This is a genomic window from Thermosphaera sp., from assembly GCF_059755995.1.
This window is the reverse complement of sequence record NZ_DBOUKL010000005.1, coordinates 1-20,769: the sequence shown is the minus strand read 5'-3', so window position 1 is coordinate 20,769 and position 20,769 is coordinate 1. Positions and strand designations below refer to the sequence as shown.

At 42.6% G+C, this 20,769-nt stretch carries 23 protein-coding genes; 10 read left to right on the top strand and 13 right to left on the bottom strand.

Translation table 11 applies throughout. The features are described 5' to 3' along the window. Nucleotides 1-64 precede the first annotated feature (64 nt). Nucleotides 65-325, bottom strand: a complete 261-nt coding sequence (locus tag AC3OH0_RS00360; protein ID WP_193435827.1) for a hypothetical protein — start codon at nt 323-325, stop codon at nt 65-67. A gap of 191 nt (nt 326-516) precedes the next feature. On the opposite strand from AC3OH0_RS00360, the gene AC3OH0_RS00355 reads away from it, so the two are divergent. Continuing rightward, on the top strand, nt 517-921 hold the full coding sequence (locus tag AC3OH0_RS00355) for a CopG family ribbon-helix-helix protein (RefSeq protein WP_193435826.1): 405 nt from the start codon (nt 517-519) through the stop codon (nt 919-921). 5 nt (nt 922-926) lie between these two features. Next, complete coding sequence (locus AC3OH0_RS00350; protein WP_193435825.1) at nt 927-1,709, top strand: hypothetical protein; 783 nt, start codon at nt 927-929, stop codon at nt 1,707-1,709. Here the strand turns inward: AC3OH0_RS00350 and AC3OH0_RS00345 are convergent. Together AC3OH0_RS00345 and AC3OH0_RS00340 are read right to left on the bottom strand one after the other, a co-directional pair. After that, nucleotides 1,701-2,081, bottom strand: a complete 381-nt coding sequence (locus tag AC3OH0_RS00345; protein WP_193435824.1) for a metal-dependent transcriptional regulator — start codon at nt 2,079-2,081, stop codon at nt 1,701-1,703. The genes AC3OH0_RS00350 and AC3OH0_RS00345 overlap by 9 nt on opposite strands. 19 nt (nt 2,082-2,100) lie before the next feature. After that, nucleotides 2,101-2,820 (bottom strand): thioredoxin family protein, encoded by a 720-nt coding sequence (locus AC3OH0_RS00340; RefSeq protein WP_498344334.1) that lies wholly within the window; start codon nt 2,818-2,820, stop codon nt 2,101-2,103. Between the two features lie 137 nt (nt 2,821-2,957). On the opposite strand from AC3OH0_RS00340, the gene AC3OH0_RS00335 reads away from it, so the two are divergent. Both AC3OH0_RS00335 and AC3OH0_RS00330 read left to right on the top strand, forming a co-directional pair. Then, complete coding sequence (locus AC3OH0_RS00335) at nt 2,958-3,689, top strand: winged helix-turn-helix domain-containing protein (RefSeq protein ID WP_193435822.1); 732 nt, start codon at nt 2,958-2,960, stop codon at nt 3,687-3,689. Continuing rightward, nucleotides 3,676-4,440, top strand: coding sequence for a nuclease (locus tag AC3OH0_RS00330; protein ID WP_193435821.1), 765 nt, complete (start codon nt 3,676-3,678; stop codon nt 4,438-4,440). The genes AC3OH0_RS00335 and AC3OH0_RS00330 overlap by 14 nt, the downstream gene beginning before the upstream one ends. Here the strand turns inward: AC3OH0_RS00330 and twy1 are convergent. Next, entirely contained in the window at nt 4,437-5,525 is a 1,089-nt protein-coding gene (gene twy1, locus AC3OH0_RS00325) for a 4-demethylwyosine synthase TYW1 (protein ID WP_193435820.1), read from the bottom strand. The genes AC3OH0_RS00330 and twy1 overlap by 4 nt on opposite strands. A 226-nt stretch (nt 5,526-5,751) precedes the next feature. Here twy1 and AC3OH0_RS00320 point away from each other — a divergent pair, with 226 nt between their 5' ends. Continuing rightward, entirely contained in the window at nt 5,752-6,240 is a 489-nt protein-coding gene (locus tag AC3OH0_RS00320; protein WP_227410830.1) for a flavodoxin family protein, read from the top strand. A gap of 52 nt (nt 6,241-6,292) precedes the next feature. Here AC3OH0_RS00320 and AC3OH0_RS00315 read toward each other — a convergent pair whose 3' ends face one another. Continuing rightward, nucleotides 6,293-7,039: a DUF357 domain-containing protein gene (locus AC3OH0_RS00315; RefSeq protein ID WP_498344335.1), complete on the bottom strand. Its 747-nt coding sequence runs from the start codon at nt 7,037-7,039 to the stop codon at nt 6,293-6,295. A 102-nt stretch (nt 7,040-7,141) separates the two neighbouring features. Here AC3OH0_RS00315 and AC3OH0_RS00310 point away from each other — a divergent pair, with 102 nt between their 5' ends. Further along, nucleotides 7,142-8,908, top strand: coding sequence for a type III PLP-dependent enzyme domain-containing protein (locus AC3OH0_RS00310; protein ID WP_193435818.1), 1,767 nt, complete (start codon nt 7,142-7,144; stop codon nt 8,906-8,908). Between the two features lie 12 nt (nt 8,909-8,920). On the opposite strand, the gene AC3OH0_RS00305 is transcribed toward AC3OH0_RS00310, so the two are convergent. Genes AC3OH0_RS00305 through AC3OH0_RS00290 form a run of 4 tightly spaced genes read right to left on the bottom strand, consistent with a single transcriptional unit; the run spans nt 8,921 to nt 12,887 of the window. Further along, nucleotides 8,921-10,468, bottom strand: coding sequence for a radical SAM protein (locus AC3OH0_RS00305; protein WP_193435817.1), 1,548 nt, complete (start codon nt 10,466-10,468; stop codon nt 8,921-8,923). A gap of 21 nt (nt 10,469-10,489) precedes the next feature. Beyond that, nucleotides 10,490-11,605, bottom strand: coding sequence for a hydrogenase formation protein HypD (hypD, locus tag AC3OH0_RS00300; RefSeq protein WP_193435816.1), 1,116 nt, complete (start codon nt 11,603-11,605; stop codon nt 10,490-10,492). Between the two features lie 4 nt (nt 11,606-11,609). After that, complete coding sequence (locus AC3OH0_RS00295; RefSeq protein WP_498344333.1) at nt 11,610-12,227, bottom strand: nucleotidyltransferase family protein; 618 nt, start codon at nt 12,225-12,227, stop codon at nt 11,610-11,612. A gap of 12 nt (nt 12,228-12,239) precedes the next feature. Next, nucleotides 12,240-12,887, bottom strand: coding sequence for a DUF47 domain-containing protein (locus AC3OH0_RS00290; RefSeq protein ID WP_193435814.1), 648 nt, complete (start codon nt 12,885-12,887; stop codon nt 12,240-12,242). A gap of 241 nt (nt 12,888-13,128) precedes the next feature. On the opposite strand from AC3OH0_RS00290, the gene AC3OH0_RS00285 reads away from it, so the two are divergent. Then, on the top strand, nt 13,129-13,509 hold the full coding sequence (locus AC3OH0_RS00285) for a helix-turn-helix domain-containing protein (protein WP_193435813.1): 381 nt from the start codon (nt 13,129-13,131) through the stop codon (nt 13,507-13,509). Here the strand turns inward: AC3OH0_RS00285 and AC3OH0_RS00280 are convergent. Further along, nucleotides 13,506-13,805, bottom strand: a complete 300-nt coding sequence (locus AC3OH0_RS00280; RefSeq protein WP_193435812.1) for a hypothetical protein — start codon at nt 13,803-13,805, stop codon at nt 13,506-13,508. The genes AC3OH0_RS00285 and AC3OH0_RS00280 overlap by 4 nt on opposite strands. 296 nt (nt 13,806-14,101) lie before the next feature. On the opposite strand from AC3OH0_RS00280, the gene AC3OH0_RS00275 reads away from it, so the two are divergent. The 3 genes from AC3OH0_RS00275 to AC3OH0_RS00265 all read left to right on the top strand — a co-directional run bounded on the left by AC3OH0_RS00275 (nt 14,102) and on the right by AC3OH0_RS00265 (nt 15,792). Then, nucleotides 14,102-14,386: a DUF211 domain-containing protein gene (locus AC3OH0_RS00275; protein WP_193435811.1), complete on the top strand. Its 285-nt coding sequence runs from the start codon at nt 14,102-14,104 to the stop codon at nt 14,384-14,386. A gap of 231 nt (nt 14,387-14,617) precedes the next feature. Further along, complete coding sequence (locus AC3OH0_RS00270; protein WP_498344332.1) at nt 14,618-15,127, top strand: hypothetical protein; 510 nt, start codon at nt 14,618-14,620, stop codon at nt 15,125-15,127. Nucleotides 15,128-15,213: 86 nt separating this feature from the next. Next, on the top strand, nt 15,214-15,792 hold the full coding sequence (locus tag AC3OH0_RS00265; protein ID WP_193435809.1) for a YfcE family phosphodiesterase: 579 nt from the start codon (nt 15,214-15,216) through the stop codon (nt 15,790-15,792). 11 nt (nt 15,793-15,803) lie between these two features. Here the strand turns inward: AC3OH0_RS00265 and AC3OH0_RS00260 are convergent, their stop codons facing one another. The 3 genes from AC3OH0_RS00260 to AC3OH0_RS00250 form a co-directional block, all read right to left on the bottom strand. Further along, complete coding sequence (locus AC3OH0_RS00260; protein ID WP_193435808.1) at nt 15,804-16,886, bottom strand: ABC transporter ATP-binding protein; 1,083 nt, start codon at nt 16,884-16,886, stop codon at nt 15,804-15,806. Between the two features lie 15 nt (nt 16,887-16,901). Continuing rightward, complete coding sequence (locus tag AC3OH0_RS00255; protein ID WP_498344331.1) at nt 16,902-18,818, bottom strand: ABC transporter permease; 1,917 nt, start codon at nt 18,816-18,818, stop codon at nt 16,902-16,904. A gap of 399 nt (nt 18,819-19,217) precedes the next feature. Continuing rightward, nucleotides 19,218-20,769, bottom strand: a 1,552-nt coding sequence (locus tag AC3OH0_RS00250; RefSeq protein WP_498344330.1) for an ABC transporter substrate-binding protein, incomplete at its 5' end; no start/stop codon positions are given.

Sequence of the window (20,769 nt, the reverse complement as noted above, 5' to 3'; positions counted from 1 at the left end):
ACCTCGCTAATTCATCAAAAATAATCTATTAAGTAAGTGATAATAAAAACGTGATTTTAGATGATCAGAGCGCGACGCTCTCCTCCTGCGTATTAGTACCGGTAAATAATCCTTCCGCAGCAAGGGAATAAATTTCTTTTACAACAATGTTTTTCAACAAGTTAATCATAGAAAGAGTTGCTTCCTTATCCTCCGGGCTCATATCCGAGGATTCTACCTCAGCCTCATAGACTTTCAAGTCTTCAAGCATCGTAATATACTTCAGCATTAAAAGATTCGTTAAATCCGTTGCTCTCGATATTATTTTTTCACTAACATTTAGCATTTAACTCACCAGTAGCTTATCCGAAGGATACTTTTTTTAAACCGGTTTAGCCGGTATTACTGGAGAAATATCCGGTCCCCCGGTCCGTGAATCAAACATCCTTCGGGTTCTTTCAGGAGGGCTGCGGTCATCCCTATTTCGACAAATATTTGAATAAGCTTTTATATCATGCTATTCAGACGGGGGAGTTAATGAAGGGGGTTAAAATAGGAGTTTACATACCGGCCGACATCTACGAGGAGATTGCCAAGTTTTCTTCTAAAGGGGAAAACGTGAGTTTGAGCAAGCTTGTTCAAGAAGCCTTAAGGCTGTACATGTATCTAAACCAACCTTTGAAAGAGGGGGCCGTGGTTGGCACTATAAATGTGGTTTACGATCATGGCAAGAAAAACATTGACAGCGAACTAACAGATCTTCAGCATGAATTCCTGGAAATAGTTGTTTCAACACTCCACGTTCATTTAGATGAGGAAACATGCATGTTAAACATCATCGTTAAAGGTGAGGGTAAACGGGTTTCAGAATTCATCGACAATTTGAGAATGCTCAAAGGCGTTCTCCTCGTAAATCCGACTCTGTACAAGATGAAGGGGTGATCGACATGAGTAGTGTTTGCATCGAAGGCATCTCCTTAGATGATGCTGTAAACATTTCACACGGGTTAATGATGAACGGTGTGAAACCTGTTGTCGAAAACTGCGATTCTCGCGAGAATCTTATATACAGGATAAAAAACACATGGATAGTTAAGATTCGTGGAGAAGAGTACCGTATAGGCGATGAAGGCGGCATCGTCGTTAACAAACCCTTCAACGGCTTGTTTTACACCGGTTCCTCATCCAGCGAACTGACAGGTTTTCTCACCAGTGAAGCGGTGGATGAGAGAATTTTCATAGGGCTACTAGCAGGATTTCTCTTGAAAGGACTTCCCGTAAACGATGCTTTACAAGCAGTCTCAGAATTCTACGAGTATGACAATGTAAACCCTGCATCTGTTGTTTCTAGAAAAGTGGCGGGCTTCAAGTGCGTTGACCGATTATTCGACGCGATCAGTAGATTCCTCTCTCATACGTCTATCCAAGAAGCTGTTAAGGGGAGAGTGGTTTTCTCGTGTATAACTGAGAGGGGATTATCCTATGAGGTTGAAATCTACTTATCACGACAATACAGGGAGGTAGTAAGGTTGGATAAAATTCAGAGAAAAAGTGTTAAGGATTCACTTATGGAGGATGAGCTGGCTCTTGTTTGTTTTGAACATTTATTGTTCAACGGGTTGAAAGAGTTGGAGTTTGACGAGATGAAATGGTACTGCTTCGCTGGGAAGGATCCTGTTAGAATTGTGGTTGAAATGGAGAAAAACCTTAATAGTGTAAAACTATTTTAGCTCTCCCATGTTGCACTTGCTTAGAAACTCCTTTATCCTAACTATTGTTTCAGGGTGGAGGTAGTGCTCCATTTTACACGCATCTCTTATAGCAATCTCTTTTGGAACTCCTAATGCGATAAGAAACTTGTACAGCAATTGATGTTTCGCTTCAAGAGATTTAGCGAGTTCTAAGCCCTTGCTTGTTAATTGGACCCTTCCCCCCTTCTCATATTCTAGGAGACCCTTCTCCTCCAGCTTTCTTAAAAACTCCACCACGCTACTTGGTCTAACGCCAAGCCTTCTCGCGATCTCCCTTATCTTTAAATTACCGCATTCCTGGAGCTCGTATATTACCTCAATATACTCTTCTTCTCGGGTTGATACGCTCATGCTGACTGAAACACCCTAACTAGCTTCTTTTCAATTTCCTGGCAGCTCTCGATATGACCTTTACAGCTTCTTCAGGGGGTAGGTACCCTGGTATCACTTCAACCGGTTTTGCACCGTATCTGTAATAGTCTTCAACCCTGGTGATGGCTACGAAGGGAACGTATTGTACCCCGTAGTAATCTGCTTCAATGGGGTTTTCCATAGCCTCAATGGTCTCAACAATAATGTTGGGGTTTATTAAGCCGACTTGGTTAGCGAAGTCCACTACGAGTGGACAGTAAGGGCACTCCGGCGTTACAAATACTTTGATGTGAAGCGGTGCATCGATCGCTTCCACCTCCTCGATCACTTCCTTGGGCAGCTTCAGCGCGTTAGTTGCTATGTATTCGTGTACAAATATGAATGGGGCGAATTCCTGCCCGCTTGGGAGACCATAGTATCGCACATTCCTTGACGGTGTGTCGTATATGAATGATGGGAGATATCGGGGTTTATACTCCTTAGCCTCAGCTTTCTTCATAATGTTGAATCTAAGCTTCCCCTCGCTTATCCTGGCCAACTCGTTAGCCAGCATCACGGCATCGTCACAAGTGTGGCAGTGGTCAAGAGGGTTTTCATGTGAATGAGGCCCTTCATGCCTATCTTCATCAATTATCAAGGTGTCTTTTAGATTCCTGGGCCATTTAGCGAATATGTTTTTAAGTTCGGATTCTGTTTCCTGGTCGAACAACCCGCTCATTGAAAGCACCTGTTAGGTTTATCTAACATCTTTAATGGATTTTATCCTTTTAAATCCTATCTGAGCCTTTCCTTCTCGAAAATAGGAAGCTACATCTATATAAGCGCTTTACCAGCATTATTAAATTGGGAAAAGTGTTGAGCTCTAGAAGGACGTATACCCACATTATCCTGGAGTACTTAAACACCTACCCTGCTTCAAGTATTAAAGACATATCAAACTCTACAGGTCTCTCCCCGGTTATTGTTCGAAAAATACTATACAAGCTGAAAAACGATAACTATGTTGAAAAATCAGGCAATGGATATGTGTTGACAGAGCGAGGAAGCAGGCTGTTAGAGTACATCGCTTCCAAGACTATTCAGCACCGTGAAAGCGCTGAGAAAGCGCAGCAGACCCCGGCCCAACTAGAAAAATTGACAGAGGAGCATATTAAAGAGGGGGAAGAATCACTTCCTGAGAGCACTCTCGAATCAATCGCGGATGAGACACGATTAAGGCTTGATGCTATTGAGAAACGACTTTCAAAGATTGAGAAAGAAATTGAGGAGTTACGGAAAGCTTTAAATTATTTGACAGAGCCGAGGAAGGAGAGTAAAATGCTACCATCTCCTGTTTTATCGTTCAATGATGCTCAAGCAGTACTGGGAAGCTTATTTGAAAGAATGCTGTATGAAGGTAAGATAGTTAGGATAGGTAAACTCATTGTTGAAAGGTCGTTTTACGACCAGTTTAAAAGAAAGTTTCCTTTAAAAACCAGCGACATTGAGAAGCTAAGCGATACTGAGAAAATACTGCTGGAGGAGATGCGTAGGGAAGCATTAGTCATTCTCTATGCTGGCAGGGAGTTAAGACTTGTCGAGTCATAATAGGCTGAAACTGTCTGACAGGAGAGACGTAGAGCGGAAAACCTTGCACACCCTTTCATTGTTGAATATGAAGAATCTAAGCCCAGTTATCATGGGTGAAGGATTCGTTAACCCGTTCGAATTATACACGACTCAGACCCATATAGAAGCCGATAAGCTGGGTCTCGTGCTTCAAAAAACATTGTTTGAATCCTATGATGTACCGATCATAGTGGTTATTGGAAAAAACGCATACAAGTACATCATAGACGGTCATCACAGAGCATTAGTGTCTCTATGGATGAGAAAGCATGTTAGAGCTGTTTTAATTAATGCAGCCGGCTACCAGCCTGTTTTTTCGACACCTCTATACAAGATTAAATTCGTAAACCCTGTTGACACGCCTGAGTCCTTACTCACCTGGAGACACATGGTCAATACTATTCATTTTCTAGAAGAGCTTCATGGAAGAATAGCGAGAGTATGGTTTGAGAATGTAAGACTTGACGTGTTGAAGCCTACTCAGATGCTTCTGGGTGGAAGCCTGAATAAAGAAGTTAAAATTGAAGAACCCATTCTAGTATACCGGATCAATCATTCATACTATGTTCTAGACGGTCACAAAAGAGTCTGTCTCTCCTTATTAAATAAGCACAAGATAATCCCCTCCGTTGTTTTCACGCTGGATGACTTAGAGATAGGTATTGTTAGACAGGCTCAAATAATAAGAGAGTCTTTCTCCGAAGAATCATGTAAGAAAATCTTCGGTTAATCCGTAAGCTCCTCATACTCCTTCGAGAAGGCTGGAGCGTACTTCTCTGGATGCTCGACACCGTCAGGGCAGCCTTTTCCATGCCTTATTGGCTTATCGATTCGGCTTAGGAGAACGATCCTGCTCGGAATGCTTTCGCTCAATAACTTGTAGCCGGTTTTCTCTGACAGAATCCTTCCCACATTTCTAATATCATCATGACTGGGCATGTTGGAATGCTCAAGCCGTCCCCTGCTCCCCCCTAGGAACATGTATGCTTTAACCTCGATGTATGTTGGCTGGGCTTTCTCCACGAACCTGGAGAAGCTTTCTAAAGCCTTCTCGTTATCATTGTACCCTTTAACTATTGTGAATCTGAAAACAGTTGGCGATTTAAACGAAGGTATTAGCTCTAAAGTTTCCTGGAAGAGCTCCCAAGCCCTTGGAACCAGGGGTCTGTTAAAGTATTCGTATGACTCTTTATCCCATGATTCTATGCTAATGTAGAGTTGAGATGGCTCCTTAACCAGGGATTTTAAAACATCGGGCCTTGTACCATGAGTGACAAGGAATGTGGTGAGGCCTCTTTTATGATATTCCTCGATCAATTCGGATAGGCGTGGATAAAGCAGGGGTTCACCGGTTAAACTTATGGCCGCGTGCTTAGGTTTCAAAGCCTCCTCAACCATTAATTGATCAGCGGAGGGATTCCCTTTATATCCCGCCATTATCTCGCGGTGGACCCTAATACTTTCTTCAACCAGTACTTCCGGGTCATCTATAACCGGCGGCCTAGTATCATCCCAATGCATTCCAACATCTTCTGGCTGAATCCTCCAGCAGTGTAGACACCTGTTCCAGCACCATGCAGCGACAGGGGTCATTTGAATGCACCTGTGGCTCTCAATGCCGTACCATAAGCACTTGTAGCAGAATCTCTTCCTAACTACTGCTTCCTTTGTCCAGTGGCATCTTTTAACGGCTCCAATCGTACCTATTAAGTGATAACCCTGCTTTACCAACCTGTCGTGAATAGCCTTGTAAACCAGGCTACTATTCCAAAACTCCTCCCGCTTCTTCTTTACTTCATGGAAGTTAATGCTCATCTCAATCACTCGCATCACATTGTTATTAATTTATAATCCTTAATAACACATTATCATAACCTGAATGATGAGCGAACCCGTGTCAGATTCATGAAGACGGTTGGCGTTGCTGAATTCTCCTTTTAAACACTTGTGAACCTGAACAGGGTCAATAGGTAGTGAGGTATCACAAAGTCTGAATTTTAAATTAGCTTTTACCTGATACCATTAGTCTGGGTGGTTCCAATTGAAAACATCCAAGCCGAAAATATTAATGATCAATGCGTCTCCGAGAAGCTACGGGTCTTCGAACCAGTTATTAATTGTTGCCGCTAAGGGTGTTGTAGACGGCGGCGGATTACCTGAGTTCGTTCATCTTTATGAGAAAAATATTAAGCCGTGTATTGGATGCGTCTCGGATGGAAACAAGTACTGTAAGTTTCCATGTATTATAAGCGATGACGATTTCAACAATGTAGCAAGCATGTTGCTGGAAGCAGATGGATTGATCGTGTCAACGCCTGTGTACTGGTACGCCCCTAGCGGGGTTTTGAAGAACTTTATTGACAGGTTAACAAGCATGGAGCATATGATCTTTCATAAAGGTAGAAGCCTGCTGGAAGGTAAAGTTGCAGGATTTATTGCTACAGGACTTGACAGTGGGGTTATGATGGCTATCTCGTATCTAGCAATCACCTTGGGTATAATCCAAACGTGGATAAAAACGGGCTGGTGAATATGATAAAAGACTTTGTTAAAACCCTTGAAAACGAGAAAGAGAAAAGGCTTCAATGGCTTTTGAAAGAATCCTCCTGCACATCCTGCGAGTAATTACACGCAATTTTCTTAAGCACTTCTACTATACGGGTGGAACTCCACTCCCCAACTCTTTCTTCAAGTTTTAAAACAACCACATCTGATAAGCCCCTTTCTCTCAATCTCTCCTTCAGCTCTTCAGGAGTAATCCATTGATCCGGTCCGAGAAGGATTATCTCAGGCTTAAGCTCTACAATGGGTTTCAGGAAGTCCTCTTCATCACCTAATACCGCTTTATCAACGTATTTCACGGATTCAAGAATCTCTCTTCTAACAGTATCAGGCAATAAAGGGGTTCTGTTTTTGAATTTCCTGAAGTTTTTATCACGAGAAACAACAACTGTCACGCTTCCAAGCTCCCATGCTTTCCTTAATAAAAACAGGTGTCCGGGATGGAGGAATTCAAAGCTTCCCGCCACTAAGACTCTTCTACGTTTTAAAAGTTCCGAGAGAGCCCTCCATTCAAAGGATAAAAGCCCCAAGTATTTAATAGCGTCTAATAACCCCTCTGCGTAAGCTATGCAGGATAGTGCTGTGAAGAAATCGTTCTGTTCGAGATAGTATTTAGCATCTGAGAGGTAAGATTTAGCCAGCAATACTAATTTATCCACTTTTTCATCCCTGACAGGTTGTGCCGAGACAGCGTTTAATGCTTGTTCAACATTAAGGATATATGCTTTCACCCTTTCCAGTGGAGATGCTTCGCTTGCCAATGCCACCAGCCTTGTATTCCACGACATTAATGGAATAGTAGAGGACTAGTTTAAAAACCCATGACGTATTAAAATCCATTAGAAAAACCAGAGGGAGAATAAAAAGAGATGTCAAAGCCTGCGGAATGGAGCGTTGAAGTTTCAAAACAACTATATGGGTTAGAGCACTCAATTCGCGGGGAATACTTAACTATTGATGAAACAGGAGCATTGGTTCTGAAAATAGGGGATGAATCTGTAAGAATCATTGACTTAATGAAGAAGTACGGTTTTGAAACAGCTTACATCCGGTTCCTTCCGGCAATAAAAAGTACAATGAAAAAAGTTTTCGAAACTTTTAAAACGCTTTCCCAAATTCACGGATATACTGGAAAGTTTCAACCTGTATTTCCAATGAAAGTAAACCCGATTCCTCTTGTTATAGACGCTATTTGGAGGTATGGTGAAGAGTTTAACTGGGGGTTTAACTCAGGATCCATAGGAGAGTTGAGGCTACTACACAGGTATTTGGACAAGGGCTCGAGGCTTCTAATATATGATGGCGTGGTCTCCGACAACGTGTTAAAACTTTTAATGGACTTCAAAAAAGCAGGATGGCATGTTATAGTAGACGTGGAAAGCGAGCACGATTTACAAGTTTTATCGAAGTATGGTGAAATAAACGTAGGAATAAGGGTAAAACCATTTTACAAACCAGGTGGAAAATGGTCGCATTCCGCGGGGCTTGAGGGAAAATTCGGGTTAACTATCAACACCTTGTTAAAGCTGATCAAGGAGTACAAGTGGTTGAATGAAAGAGCGATATTAATCCATATCCACGGCGGTTCTCAGATATATGAGTTGAAACATATTGCAGCCATATTTGATGAAGCTAGGATTTTATTTAATGATTTGAGAAGTATTGGCTTTGAAAACATTTCAATCATAGACACTGGAGGAGGAATGGCTTATCCCTACCATGATAGTAGAAAGGGAACACCGGAGTCCCCAAACTACACAATAGTTGATTATCTTAATTTATTGATAAGAAAGTTCAACGATGTCCACCCACATCCAACACTTGTTTTCGAAGGAGGCAGATATATTGTCGCTTCGCACCGGATTGTTGTTGCCAAGGTAGTTGATGTAAGACCTTATTCCACGGAATACAAGCCTTTTGAAACCGGGAATGGGGAAAGATTAATAGGGATCCCAGAGTCGTTAGAGGGTATTAAAAAGATTCTTCAATACACCCGGGATATTCAGTCAAAGATTAAAGGTAAAACCCTGACTCTTGCAGAGCGGGAGAGGGTTGAAGACATTATCACACATTACAGGGAAGAAATCATTGTAAAACTTGCCGAGATAATAAGGTCTAATCCTAGCTCAGTAGAAAATATAATAAACGATCCATTACTCTACAAGATACTGACGTCTCCTTCTAGACGATTTATTGTCAACCTGTCATTATTTGCGGATATTCCCGATTCAGTACTTGTTAACCAGTACTTCCAGGTAACGCCGATTCAAAAACTCAATGAGAAGCCGGACGTGCTGGCCGTCCTAGGAGACCTGACCTGTGACAGCATGGGTGAGTTAAGAGAGTTCATCAGTGATGTTGAGATAGAAACCAGTGTTGACAGCTGGTTCAATAGAATGGATTTCAGGATTAGTCATCTCCCTAAGAAATATTTGAAGCTGGGAGGCATCCCCCTCCACCTCCCCGGTAAAGATGAAGATTACTATCTAGCATTTCTGGACACAGGTGCTTACCAGGATCCTCTAGCAATGAAGCATAATCTGATATATGGAGCGCCAGAAATCGTGATCGACATCAACGGGTCCGGTAAACCCGTTATCAAGGTTCTTAAACACGGCCGTAAAAGCTATCTTTAGATAATGGAAGTCTCATATGAGCTCGGCTAAAACGCTTTTAGAAGAATGCTTTCGGACAATTCCTGAAACTGTGGAGTATTTTGGAATACTTGAATAAAATTTAACTGCGATGGGATAGCTACCTGGAAATCTTGCCAAGGACATGTTTTTCCCAGATTTTTCCACATAGAGATAGGGGAGAAGAATTCCTTCAGGAACCACTTTCCTAAGCATTTCCTTGTCGAAAAACTTCATAACACTGATTCTGTGGGTTTTATACAGCCATTCATGCTTGGTAAGATTGGCATACACCTGCTTCCTCCTTAGCCATAGAGGAGTGTTTTCCAAAATACTTACTTTTCGAATGTTGACTCTTCGAACAAGGAATCCTTCTTGAATAATTTTATACAGGAATTCCTCGTTTATATTGAAAGTTTCCCGCGTCTCGCCGGGAAGCCCATATAATAGGTTTATTCCTGGTAAAAGATGGGGTAGCCCATTCCAACCTCTAATACGCCCGACTTTATTTATCAATCTCAACGCTTCCATTACTTCGTCAGGAGTTGCTTTGAGATTATTTGCTTTTACAACCTTTTCGTCGAAAGATTCAACCCCTAGAGCTGCGACATCCCCTGGGGCGTGGTATTTCATAATTACTTTAAGCGCTTCTAACGATTCCTCTGGATGCTTCGCAATAGTTCCCGGGTTAACGTTATCGATATGTATTGTTCGTAATCCAGGCGCTTTGTTTCTAATCCCCTTAAAAACTTTCTCTAGAATATTGGGACATGGCTTAGGGAATTCTTCGGTCCCGATTTCGCTTGAACCGTATACTAAGATGTCAGGCTGTCTCCCAATCCTCACGTGTTTAACTCCTAGGGAGTATAGTTCGCTGACTTCTTGAACTATTGACTCCGGGTTACGCGTGATAGGTCTCCCGTATCTGGGCTCAATACAGAAACTACAGCCCCCGGTTATCCATCTAGGGCATCCTCGGAATGTTTCAACCTCTACGATCAAGTTTTTACCGAAATTCGGGTGTTGCTGCACGATCCTGGCTCCCTTGTAAAACGCTTCATCCGCTACGGAGTAGTCTTCCCTTAGTTTATAAGGATCTGCCTTCTCAAAGCCTACTGTAAACAATTCTTTAAAATAGAGTTCTACATCGCCCCTAACTATCTCCTTGAAGTATCTTTTCAAAACCCTAGTAGAATATGCTGATGAGCCTCCCCCAGTGCCAAACCCGAACCTAGCGGCCGGTCCTGTTAAAACGAGGTTTTTACTGAAAAGTCTCATTGCAAGGTACTCTAGTTCCTTGAAAGACATTGGCCTACCTCCAACATAATGTCCTGGAACCTCCATCCCTGCAACAATGACTACTAAGTCGCTTTCAAATGCCTGCTTAAAAAACTCGCCCGGGTTTCTGCGATATTGGTCCACAGTCCAGTAAAGCACCTGTGCGTCCTTCTTTACAGACCATATTGCACCTGCTATGAGTCGAGGATATACGTTTATGTAAGGTGGGACGCCTAATCCTGCTGGTTCATCAGTGTATCCATCAAGGATTAGGATCCTGTTCAACGCGTTCTTTCACCATTAAGACTAAGTGTTTTCTGCCCATATCCTACAAGCTCCCTCGCTACTAACCATGCATGGACCGTAGGGTTGCTGAGGCTTGCACCCTTTCAGGAATAGGGGGCACTCAAAAGGTTTTGCAAGACCGAGGACAACTTTGTCGCATATGCAACCAGGCAGTTTGTCTTCAACTATCCTTTCCTCTAATCCGAGTTGGGCAAGGATGTCTAGTCTTCTATAAGGCTCTCTGAGCCTTACCCCGCTTCCAGGTATTACTCCTATTCCTCTCCAGTAACTATCAGCGTTTTCGTGAACCTTATCTATCACTTTCTTCACGAACGTATTCCCCTCTGGTTTAACAACTCTGGAATACTCGTTGACTAGATCTGGCTTACCCTGGCTCAACATTTTCACAATTAGAAATATTGAGGTGAGAACGTCGACGGGTTCGAACCCGGAGACTACTACAGGGATCTTAAATTCCTCAGGCAGAAACCTCCAGGATTCTGAGCCTATGATTGCTGAAACATGCCCAGGTGCTATAATGCCGTCTATCTCAACCTCTGGGTGATTATTCAATAAGTACTTCATGACTGGTGGAGTATACCGGTAAGTAACTAGGACAAAAAGGTTATCAGGTACTTTACCGTAGAACATTGGAAGGGTTGTGGCGGGCATGGTGGTTTCAAAACCAACAGCGAAGAATACGAATTTTTCAGAAGGCTTTTCAGCAGCAGTTTTAATAGCATCAGTGAAGCTGTAAACGACTTTGACGCGACCCCCCATACTAGCTGCTTGGAAGAGGCTTCTCGGCTTCTTACCACTAGTACCTGGTAGTTTGTAAGCATCCCCGTAAGTTAGAACCGTGTAGCTGTCGAGGCTTAAATCAATAAGCAAGTCAACATAGTAACCTGGGGTGATGCAGACAGGGCAACCTGGACCAGGAATCAGTTCAATACTGGGGGACATCAAGCTTCTTAAGCCGTAATGGGTAATAGTCCATTCATGCGTCCCGCAGAAATTCATTACCCGAACAGGTCTTCCTAATTCCTTGGCTAGGATTTCAGACTCCCTGTTGATCTCGGCAGCTATTTTCAAACCATATTCCCTGCTTCTAAGGGGGTTAATGATCTCATGAGACACGGTTTCACCTCATCAAAGCGTTTTTAACTCTGATGTAGTCTAGGTAGGTGTCGAAGTCCAGTGTTACCCCGGGGTATAGTGTTTCAACTTGTAAAATATTATTATGGTATTTGTCCACTACTTTTTTCAACCCTTTAGTTGATTCATCAATGCTTGTCAAATCGTCAACCAGGCTCGAGGAGAAGAGAATTGGGTGTCCTCTTCTCCCTTTATAACTAGCCACTGCGATCATGGGCCTGTAACTGTAGAAAGCGTTTACAAGTAAATCGTAAACAAATGGGTGTATCCAGGCTGCATCACCCGGGTTCACCATTACTCCATCTATTCTATCACCATGCGAAACCAGGAATTCAATCCCTTTTTTCACACTACTGCTCATTCCTTCCTGGTAGTTTGGGTTGTTAACAAATACTATTCTTTCATCCTGCACGAATTTGACTACTGCTTCTTCAATCTCCTTATTCATAAACCCTGTGACCACAACTATTTTACCGATTCTCTTCGACTCCACTATATTGCTAATGGTTTGAGCTATGAGCGGTCGATCATGGTACTTGAACAAGAGCTTGTTGCCTTCAAACCTCCTGCTCAACCCAGCAGCCGTCACTATACAGGAAATCATTCATGATCCCGGCTACTTCCCTATGATGAAGAGCTTGTAAATATCTCCTACATCTTCAGCCCTATCCGTTATTTCTTCAATGTCGTCAATGATGCCTGGTAGGAAGAGGCATATTGAATTCACTTTTTCAGAACAGTCCTTGCACAACTTTTCAAGTAATTTGAATCTTAACTCGTCGACCTCTTCCTCTCTTTTCTCAATCATGTTTGAGTACTCAAGCGCCTTAGAGGGGTCTTTGATTATGTTTTCAACCATATTGACAACAAAATCGCACGCCTCGACAGTGTTGTGCATTATTTCCTCCATGACCTGATAGTAACTATCCGGTATACTTAATCCAACATGGTACATTATTATCAATCTTTTAGCAGCCGATTTCGCAAACCCTACTATTTTATCCAGCTCGATGGTAAGCCTCAGAATGTCCTCCCTGTCATCGGGGTGAAGGAAGCTACTGTGAAGCTCTCCAATTATTTCTCTCTTAATCGTGTCAGCCTGCTTCTCAATTAATAGGAGCTCGTTAAAACTTGCCTCTGCATTTCCCAAGTCATTCTTTTTCAAAGCTATGAGTAATTCGTTTAAGAGTTCAACACCTTTCAGTACGTATTTAGAGTGGGATTTAACTTTTTCAAACACTTGCTCAATAAACTTACTTATCAAGCCTCATACCCCGTTCAAGTATCATGTATTCTAACACCACATAATAAGTTTGCGAGCACTCTAACATTTATAGCAAGTTTTCAAAACCTTTAATGCTGTCTAATTCAGTGTATATTGAAATATCTATTTGAACAGTTCTCTACAATTCTTGTTAAAATGGTTTTTCTGTTATTTTTTAACTTTAAATAATTAAATTTATAAAATCGTTTTAATAAGAAATAAATGGTGAAGGCTGATTGATATGAGTGAAATAGATTATTGCAGCATATACGATGTTAGATTCCTTGTTAGAAAAAACATATATTTAACGCCTACGCTAATGAGGAGTCTCGAAGCAGTTATAACCTTGAAAAAAGCAACAGCAGACGATGTGGCAAAATATACTAAACGACCGAGAACCATTGAATCCAGGTACCTCGCCCAGCTGAATAAAATAGGTATTATCGGGAAGGTTAGGGAGGGTAGAAGGATTTACTATTTGGAACCAGTTTCAGCATTAAAGGACTATGTTGAGAAGCTTGGCTATGAACAACTAAATATTGAGCAAATAGCGCATCAAATAAGCATCCCAGCCGATATAGCCAGGATCGTACTTGAGATGATAAAAACCGGGAGGGCCTAGCTGTTTAGGGAGATAAACGCGGTGAAATCTTTACTGCCTATTTTGAGAGTCAAGGCAACTTTATCAATGTTTTCAGGGTTTTGTTTTAAACCTTCAGCTAGGGCTTCCACTAATTTACTAATCAATAATGTTCTAGAACCCATACCCTTTCTTGCAACAAACTTGTCGATAACAGCTAGGGCATCTTCGTCAACTCTCAGGGAGACAACCCTTTTCTTTGATTTAAGAGGAATCTCGATAATGAACGATTTTGAGGGTTCGTATGATGAAGATTTTCTGTAAGCTTCAACGGTCATTGATCATGCCCCATCTTTATATTGTAAAGCTGATAGTTAATAAGTAACTCCTAGTTTTCCCACTTTTACACCACTATGAAAAGCTTTATAAAGAACAGTCAAAAAATTTTATTTTATACAAATAAAATAATTGAATAATTTGAAGCGCCTAGCTTATTAACTCTTTAGGAATATAGATATGATCAGATGAGTCCTGCAACGCCCTCGAAGCGAGGGAGGGTGAGCAGGACTGACTCCCCTGGGCAAGTCACCTTTAAAAACTGCTTTAACACATAAATACCGAGGGATGTCCCGGATTGTTACGTAGGCTCATACTAGACGTTCTATACCCTGTTCGCGGAGAATCCATAGTGGAATTATCCATTCATCTGAGCAAGGTAGAGGGTGTTGAAGCAGTAAACATAACTGTCAAGGAAGTAGATGTTGATACTCAAAACATTCTCGTTGTAGTGGAGGGTGAAAACATCAGCTTTAAAGAATTAAAGGAAGTATTGGAGAAACACGGTGGAGTAATACACAGTGTTGACCAGGTTTCTGCCGGATCTAGAGTGATAGAGCCACCCCAATATCTGATAGAGTGAGCGTGTTTGGAAAGTATATTAAATTACCTAGATGATTTTTCCAGACAGACCCAGGTATATGAATTCAACGGGGAAAAACTAGTAGTTAAAAATTATCGGAAGGAAACAGGAATTTTGAAATGGTTACTTATTAACGCAACAAACTTAACTATTAACATATATCCTTTCGCCTTTCAACCTATTAAGAGGCTTGAAAGAGAAGCTTTTTTCTTTAGGGAAGCACCTGAGGTGTTGAAGAAGCCAAAGGTTTACGTAACCGACTTTATGAGATTGAAGTTAATTAGGGAGTATGTTGAGGGCGATTCTTTCACAAGTGTAGACAGCGAGACAGCTTACCGTGAGCTTGGTTATCATCTAAGCGTGCTTCACAGAAAAGGATGGGCCTTGGGAGATAGTAAGATATCCAACTTCGTATTATCGGTTAAAGGAATCTACATTGTTGATGCTGAACAGGCTACTCCCTCCACTGATATCCGCCACTATGCATGGGACCTGGTAGTGTTGGCTTCAACCATGGTTTTATTCAATATTGAAAGCATAGTTCAACGAAAAAATGATTTGGAAAGATTCATGGAAGCATTCATAGAAGGTTACGTAGAAGGGTCGGAGACGGTTTCACAGGAAGTCGCGAGGGTTTTAGAAAAGCCAAGCTTCAGAGCACTCACCTACCTGCTAGTGCCGCATCCTTTCAGCAAGTTCTTCTTAAATACATGGAAAAAACATGTTGCGAAAGAATTTTAACAAGCTCTGCATGATATTATTTCACGATGATGAATTACTCCCGGATGGAGAGGTGACATAAACATACCCGTCTGAGGTAACAAAGGTTGACTAGAATCCTCATCCTTGGCGATACTCACATACCTGATCGGGCAGAAAGGGTGCCGAAGCCTCTCGTGAGGTTAGTGGAGAACGGGGCGTGGGACTCTGTTCTATTCACAGGGGATTTGACCTCTGGCGAGGTGAAGGCGTGGGTTGAAGAGCTCGGGGAAAATGTTTTTATTGTTAAGGGAAACATGGATTTCCTACCTCTTCCTGCTTACCAAAAACTCTCGATACGTGACTATGTAATAGGCTTGTATCATGGGCACGGGATATATCCGCGCGGAGATTCTAGAAAACTTGCCGAGATCGCTAAAACCATTGGAGCTAGTGTGCTGATTACAGGTCACACGCACGTTCCATTCGTGAAAACCGACCCTTCGAGGGAAATTCTACTTCTGAACCCCGGGTCTGCCACAGGTGCGTGGAGCGGTGAGCTTGAATCCGGGCCACCTAGTCTCATGATTGTTGAAGCCCGAGATGGATATTTTGAGATTAGACTCTTCAAGCTTGTGGGAGGCAGTATTATTGAAGAATTGTTTTCAGCTGAGAGAAAGGATAAATGGTATGTTAGGATGGGTTGAAATGGTTGAAGCTACTCCTGAACAGGAGGTATGACAATCGTGTGTTCAGGCGGTATGTGAAGTAGGATCTCTTCTCCTACTCTAACAGGCATCGTGTTGGGGAAGTAAGCAAGTAGTGATAATCCACCTATTTTAATCCTCGACTCGATCTTATCGCCAATGAACATCGCAAAATCCACTACCCCTTTCACAGCGTTTTTAGAAGGAATCATTGTTGAAACCGGTTTAACTACTTCAGGTCTGATCACCACAGCCACCTTGCCTGGGAGTGAGTCAAACGGGGTTGTACCCTCTAACAGCATCTCAGTGCCTTCGAGCCTGACTGTTACGATGCCATTAGTTTTTGAGACCAGCTCTCCGTAGTAAATACTGCTACGACCTAGGAAGTCTGCTACAAAGATGTTTCTAGGCTTAAAGTATAACTCCTGTGGAGTGCCGACTTGGACAAGACTACCCTTGTTCATTATTCCTATCCTGTCACTGATACTGAGAGCCTCCAGCTGATCATGGGTAACGTATATTGTTGTGATCCCCAGCTTCTTCTGTATCTTCTTAATCTCCTCCCTCATCTCAACGCGGAGTTTTGCGTCAAGGTTGCTCAAAGGCTCGTCAAGGAGTAAAACCCTGGGCTTAACAACTAATGCCCTTGCAAGCGCTACTCTTTGCTGTTGCCCACCACTTAGCTGGAGTGGATACCGGTCCTCCAATCCTGAAAGCTTAACCAGTTCGAGAGCCTCTAACACCTTTTTCTTAATGTCCTCGTCCGTCAGCCCCAGCTGCTTCTTCCTTATTTTCAACCCATATGCTACGTTTTCATAAACAGTCATGTGGGGCCATAAAGCATAGTTCTGAAACACCATTGCCGTGTTTCTCTTATAGGGTTTTAAAAACGTGACATCCTCGTCGTCAAAGTATAGCTTGCCTGAGTCAGGTATCTCGAAACCAGCGATAATTCTCAACGTTGTAGTTTTACCGCAGCCGCTAGGTCCTAGGAAAGTAAATAACTCCCCCTTCTCAATGTCTAGGGTTATGTTGTTAACAGCTATGACGTTACCGTAGGTTTTTGTTACCCCCTCGAGCCTGATCCGTGTCAAAAACCCACCCCCTCCCTAAGCACCTATAAATGCGTATCTTTGCTTAAATACGTAGACAACTATTAACACGGCAACTAGTTGGAGCAGGATCAGTATTGTCCCCATGGCTGCTGTCACTTGAACTCCGATGCCTGCTCCTCCGCTATAGTACTGCCTCATATAATATGTTAACGGGGCTTGATTCTCGTTTATCCCTCCGAAAGTAATGCTCGTGCTTACTTCTGTGGACATGTATATAAATCCTAGTAGCGCCCCGCTTAACACGTATCCTATTATAAATGGGAATATCACTCCGAACACTACTTTGATCCTCGATGCTCCGAGATTCATAGCTGCCTCCTCAAGGTTTTCATGAACCTGCTGGAATCCTGCGAAGACGGATCTGACAACATAAGGTAGCCTTCTAACGCTGAAAGCTATTATAAACACTATCCATGCTTGAAAGCCTGGATTAGCTGGGTGGAGGAAACCTAGAATGCCCGGGTTCAACTCACCAATGAATGAGAAAACTATGTAGTAGCCCAGCGCGACGACTAGTCCTGGTATGGCGAGAGGTGCTGTTGCAAGCGAATCCAGCAGGTTGCTCAGCCACTTGATCTTTAAACGGCTGACGCTGTATCCAACACTAATTGCTATGAAGACTGCTAATACAACTGATATGGATGCGTATATGAAGGTGTTCTTTAAGTAGTTTAAAATATTAGGATCTGTTAAAGCCTTACTCATATAGATGGTTAAATCATTAATTGAAGACGGCATTTGAAGCACTAATCCTTGAACCTGGCCGGCTTCAATTTTCACGTAAGGCTGGAGAATGTTGAATGACATTAAAACCACACCGATTTGCGGGAAAGCAGTGAAGAGCACTAGGGGGAAAATCCCTAGGTAAACCGCTATCGAGCCTAAAACACCCAGCTTATGCTCCCTCTTCTGCCATCTTCCACCCCTGCTTATCATCGCATATGATCTCATTCCCACGTAGTTCCTAATCGCTATGAAGCCTGTTAGCGAGATGAATAACAGGATCAAACCTAGAGCAGCCTTTTCAGGGTAAATCGCTCCTCTAGCGTTTATTATCCCATCGTAAATCTGATAGCTTATTAAATTCTTATAGTTGAAAACTATTGGGGCGGCCAGATCCTCAAGGCTGAAAATAAACACTATTATAGACCCGGCCACAATGCCTGGTAGCGCTAAAGGCAGTGTAACATTGAGAAACAGCTTCAAACCTTTCGCACCCAGGTTTTCAGCCTGCTCCTCAGTTGAGGGATCCACGTTAAGGAAGCTTGCATAAGCGTTCAAGTAAACTATAGGGTAGAAAGTCATGATTTGAGATATGATTACGCCTGCCAACCCCTCTACTCGTAACGTGTATCCTGTGAAATACTTCACCAATTGCGAAATCGGGCCTCCCTCACCCCAAAGCAACCTTATGACGTATGAATTGACAAACGGGGTTACAAACAATGAAACCATAGCCAAAATCCTGAGTAGCATTTTCCCTTTGAAATCGTATCTTGCAAGAGCAAAGGCCACGATAGCGCCGAGAACCGTGGCTACTAAAGTAACAATTGCCGACACTAGTAAACTGTTAATTAATGACCCATAGTCCACTCCTTTCAAAATCATCAGTTTTAAAGGCTCCACGATTTTAATAGGGTCTTTATCGAGGGGGTTGAGGTTAACATATGTTAACGTCGGCGATTCCGGTCTTAAATGCCCTCTTAAGATAGTCTCAAAGTTACTCCACCATTCACCGCCGACAGGAGGGATAAATGCGTAAATTAATACTGAAAGTATAGGAATTATAAGGAACGTGAAAAGGTATGCGAAGCCAAAAATCAGGAAGAACCACATGGTTCTATCAAGTTGAGATATCGTAGACCTGATTTTACGGGCAAATCCTCCCGCAACCCCTCTAGTAACTTCCATTGCAATTTTCCTTTTTTTAAACCTCTCATGTAGAAATCCTGACACAGAGAGAGATAGAAAAGGCGTAAGAAACATTCCTAATGCAGTGGGAACACCTTGTATATAAAGAACAATTACGAAGAAAATGTAGAGAAATGAAATTATTGAAAGAAAACTCAGGAATGAGCTAAACTTGATTCTTCTGAAGTCAAAACCTTTGTACAAGAAAAATGGGCCTAGGCTGAAACCGATGAGCCATAAACCTGTTTCCAATATGCTCCCATCAGTTTTTGAAAGACCTAAATCCGGAATAACCATGTAAACCAGCGAAAGAACAAGCCCGAATATAAATACATATAAAAGCTTTATCTCTCTCATTGCCCTCAACCTTCATTATTAAGGGATTTTTTGAAAAATAATTTAAACCTTCCTCCTTCTAAGGAAGAAATAGAACACCACTATTGCAATCACTGCTATTAGGATAATAATGCTTATTGGGATTTGTCCTCCCTCTCCTCCTGGTGAAGATGTCTCTTGTGTTGTCGTGGTTGTTGGAACCGGCGCCCCATTTAATGCCTGTTGGAGTAGATTCAATGCCTCCCTATACCTTTGACGTGAGAGATCCTCCCATGTTCTTCTCAAAGTACTTTGAATCGGTCCCTGGGTTATGTATGGGTTTATTCGTATCGCATATTCGAGAGTGAAAGTGACTGTTTCATTTGACAAAGGATCTGTGAACTGTAACGGTCTCGAAATATACCATACGAGGTAATTATACCAGTCCTTAGAAATCCTGCCTTCAAGGTATGCGTTAGCGATTTGAGCCCATGCTGGAGTCAGATCATCGTGGGCATTAACAAGGGTGGCCTTAAAATAGTTAACCACGGCGTCAACCCACTTTGTGGATAGAGTCTCATTGAAGAGTATCCCGCCAGCTTGCTGAATATTCTGCAAGGCTTGATAAAGGTCAGGCCTCTCCTGCCCTCCAGGGGTGTTGAAGACCCGCGGGTTTATTGGTAGCCTGTTTATTTCGCGATCTAACCATACCTGTTGTCCACCGTATTCGCTTAAGACCCATGCCACGAAAGCAGCAGCATGGACAGGGTATCTCGAATCTTTCAATAGGGCGATTGGGTCGGCGTTAACTATTGACTCGTTAGCTGGAATAATGTACTCACATGCAGGATTATTGCTCATGGCCATGTATCCGTAGAAATCTATTGTTGTCCCTATTCCTATATCTCCCTGTATGACAGCATCTCTCACGTCTCCGCTTCCCGAGTAAATTATCGCGTTGGCTGCGAGAAGGGTTAGGATGCGCCAGCCTTCCTCCCAACCCTTGGCTTGGAGAATGATTTCAAATATTCTGGTATTACTAGTACTCATCGTTGGGTCAGCTATCCCGACTATGTGAATGTAGGGAAGGTATCTAGCGTACTCTGGAGAGGCGAGATCGCCCCATTTAGCAGGCGTTGGTACTCCATAACGATTTAACACATTCTTGTTGATCGTGAAGCCGAAACTACTAACGCTAGCACCAATCCACACTAAGCTACCATTACCATCAACCCTATAAGTTTCAGCGCCGGCAATTCTTTCCGGGATCTTCGACAACTCATAGAGGATTGCGTTATGGGCAGGATGTATTGAGCTGTTTATCTCCTGGAGAAAGCCCATTGCGTAAATATTATTGAAAAGAGTTGGCCCCCCTCCCCAAGCAACATCAATCGGGGTTCCAAGGGATTTAGCTCTGGTAATGTAATCAGGCCATGATTCCGCTGCAACATACAAGAACTGGATGTCGATAATCCCCAGCTCCTGTGCAACAGGACTATTTAGGAACAGTTGCTTGGTTAGAGACAGAATCGACTGTTCGTGCCGAGTTATCACTCTAAGGACTACTCCTCTATCGTTTGTCAAGCTTTTCAAATATTCAAGCCAAGGATATGGCTCGCTAGGGACCCATGGCCAC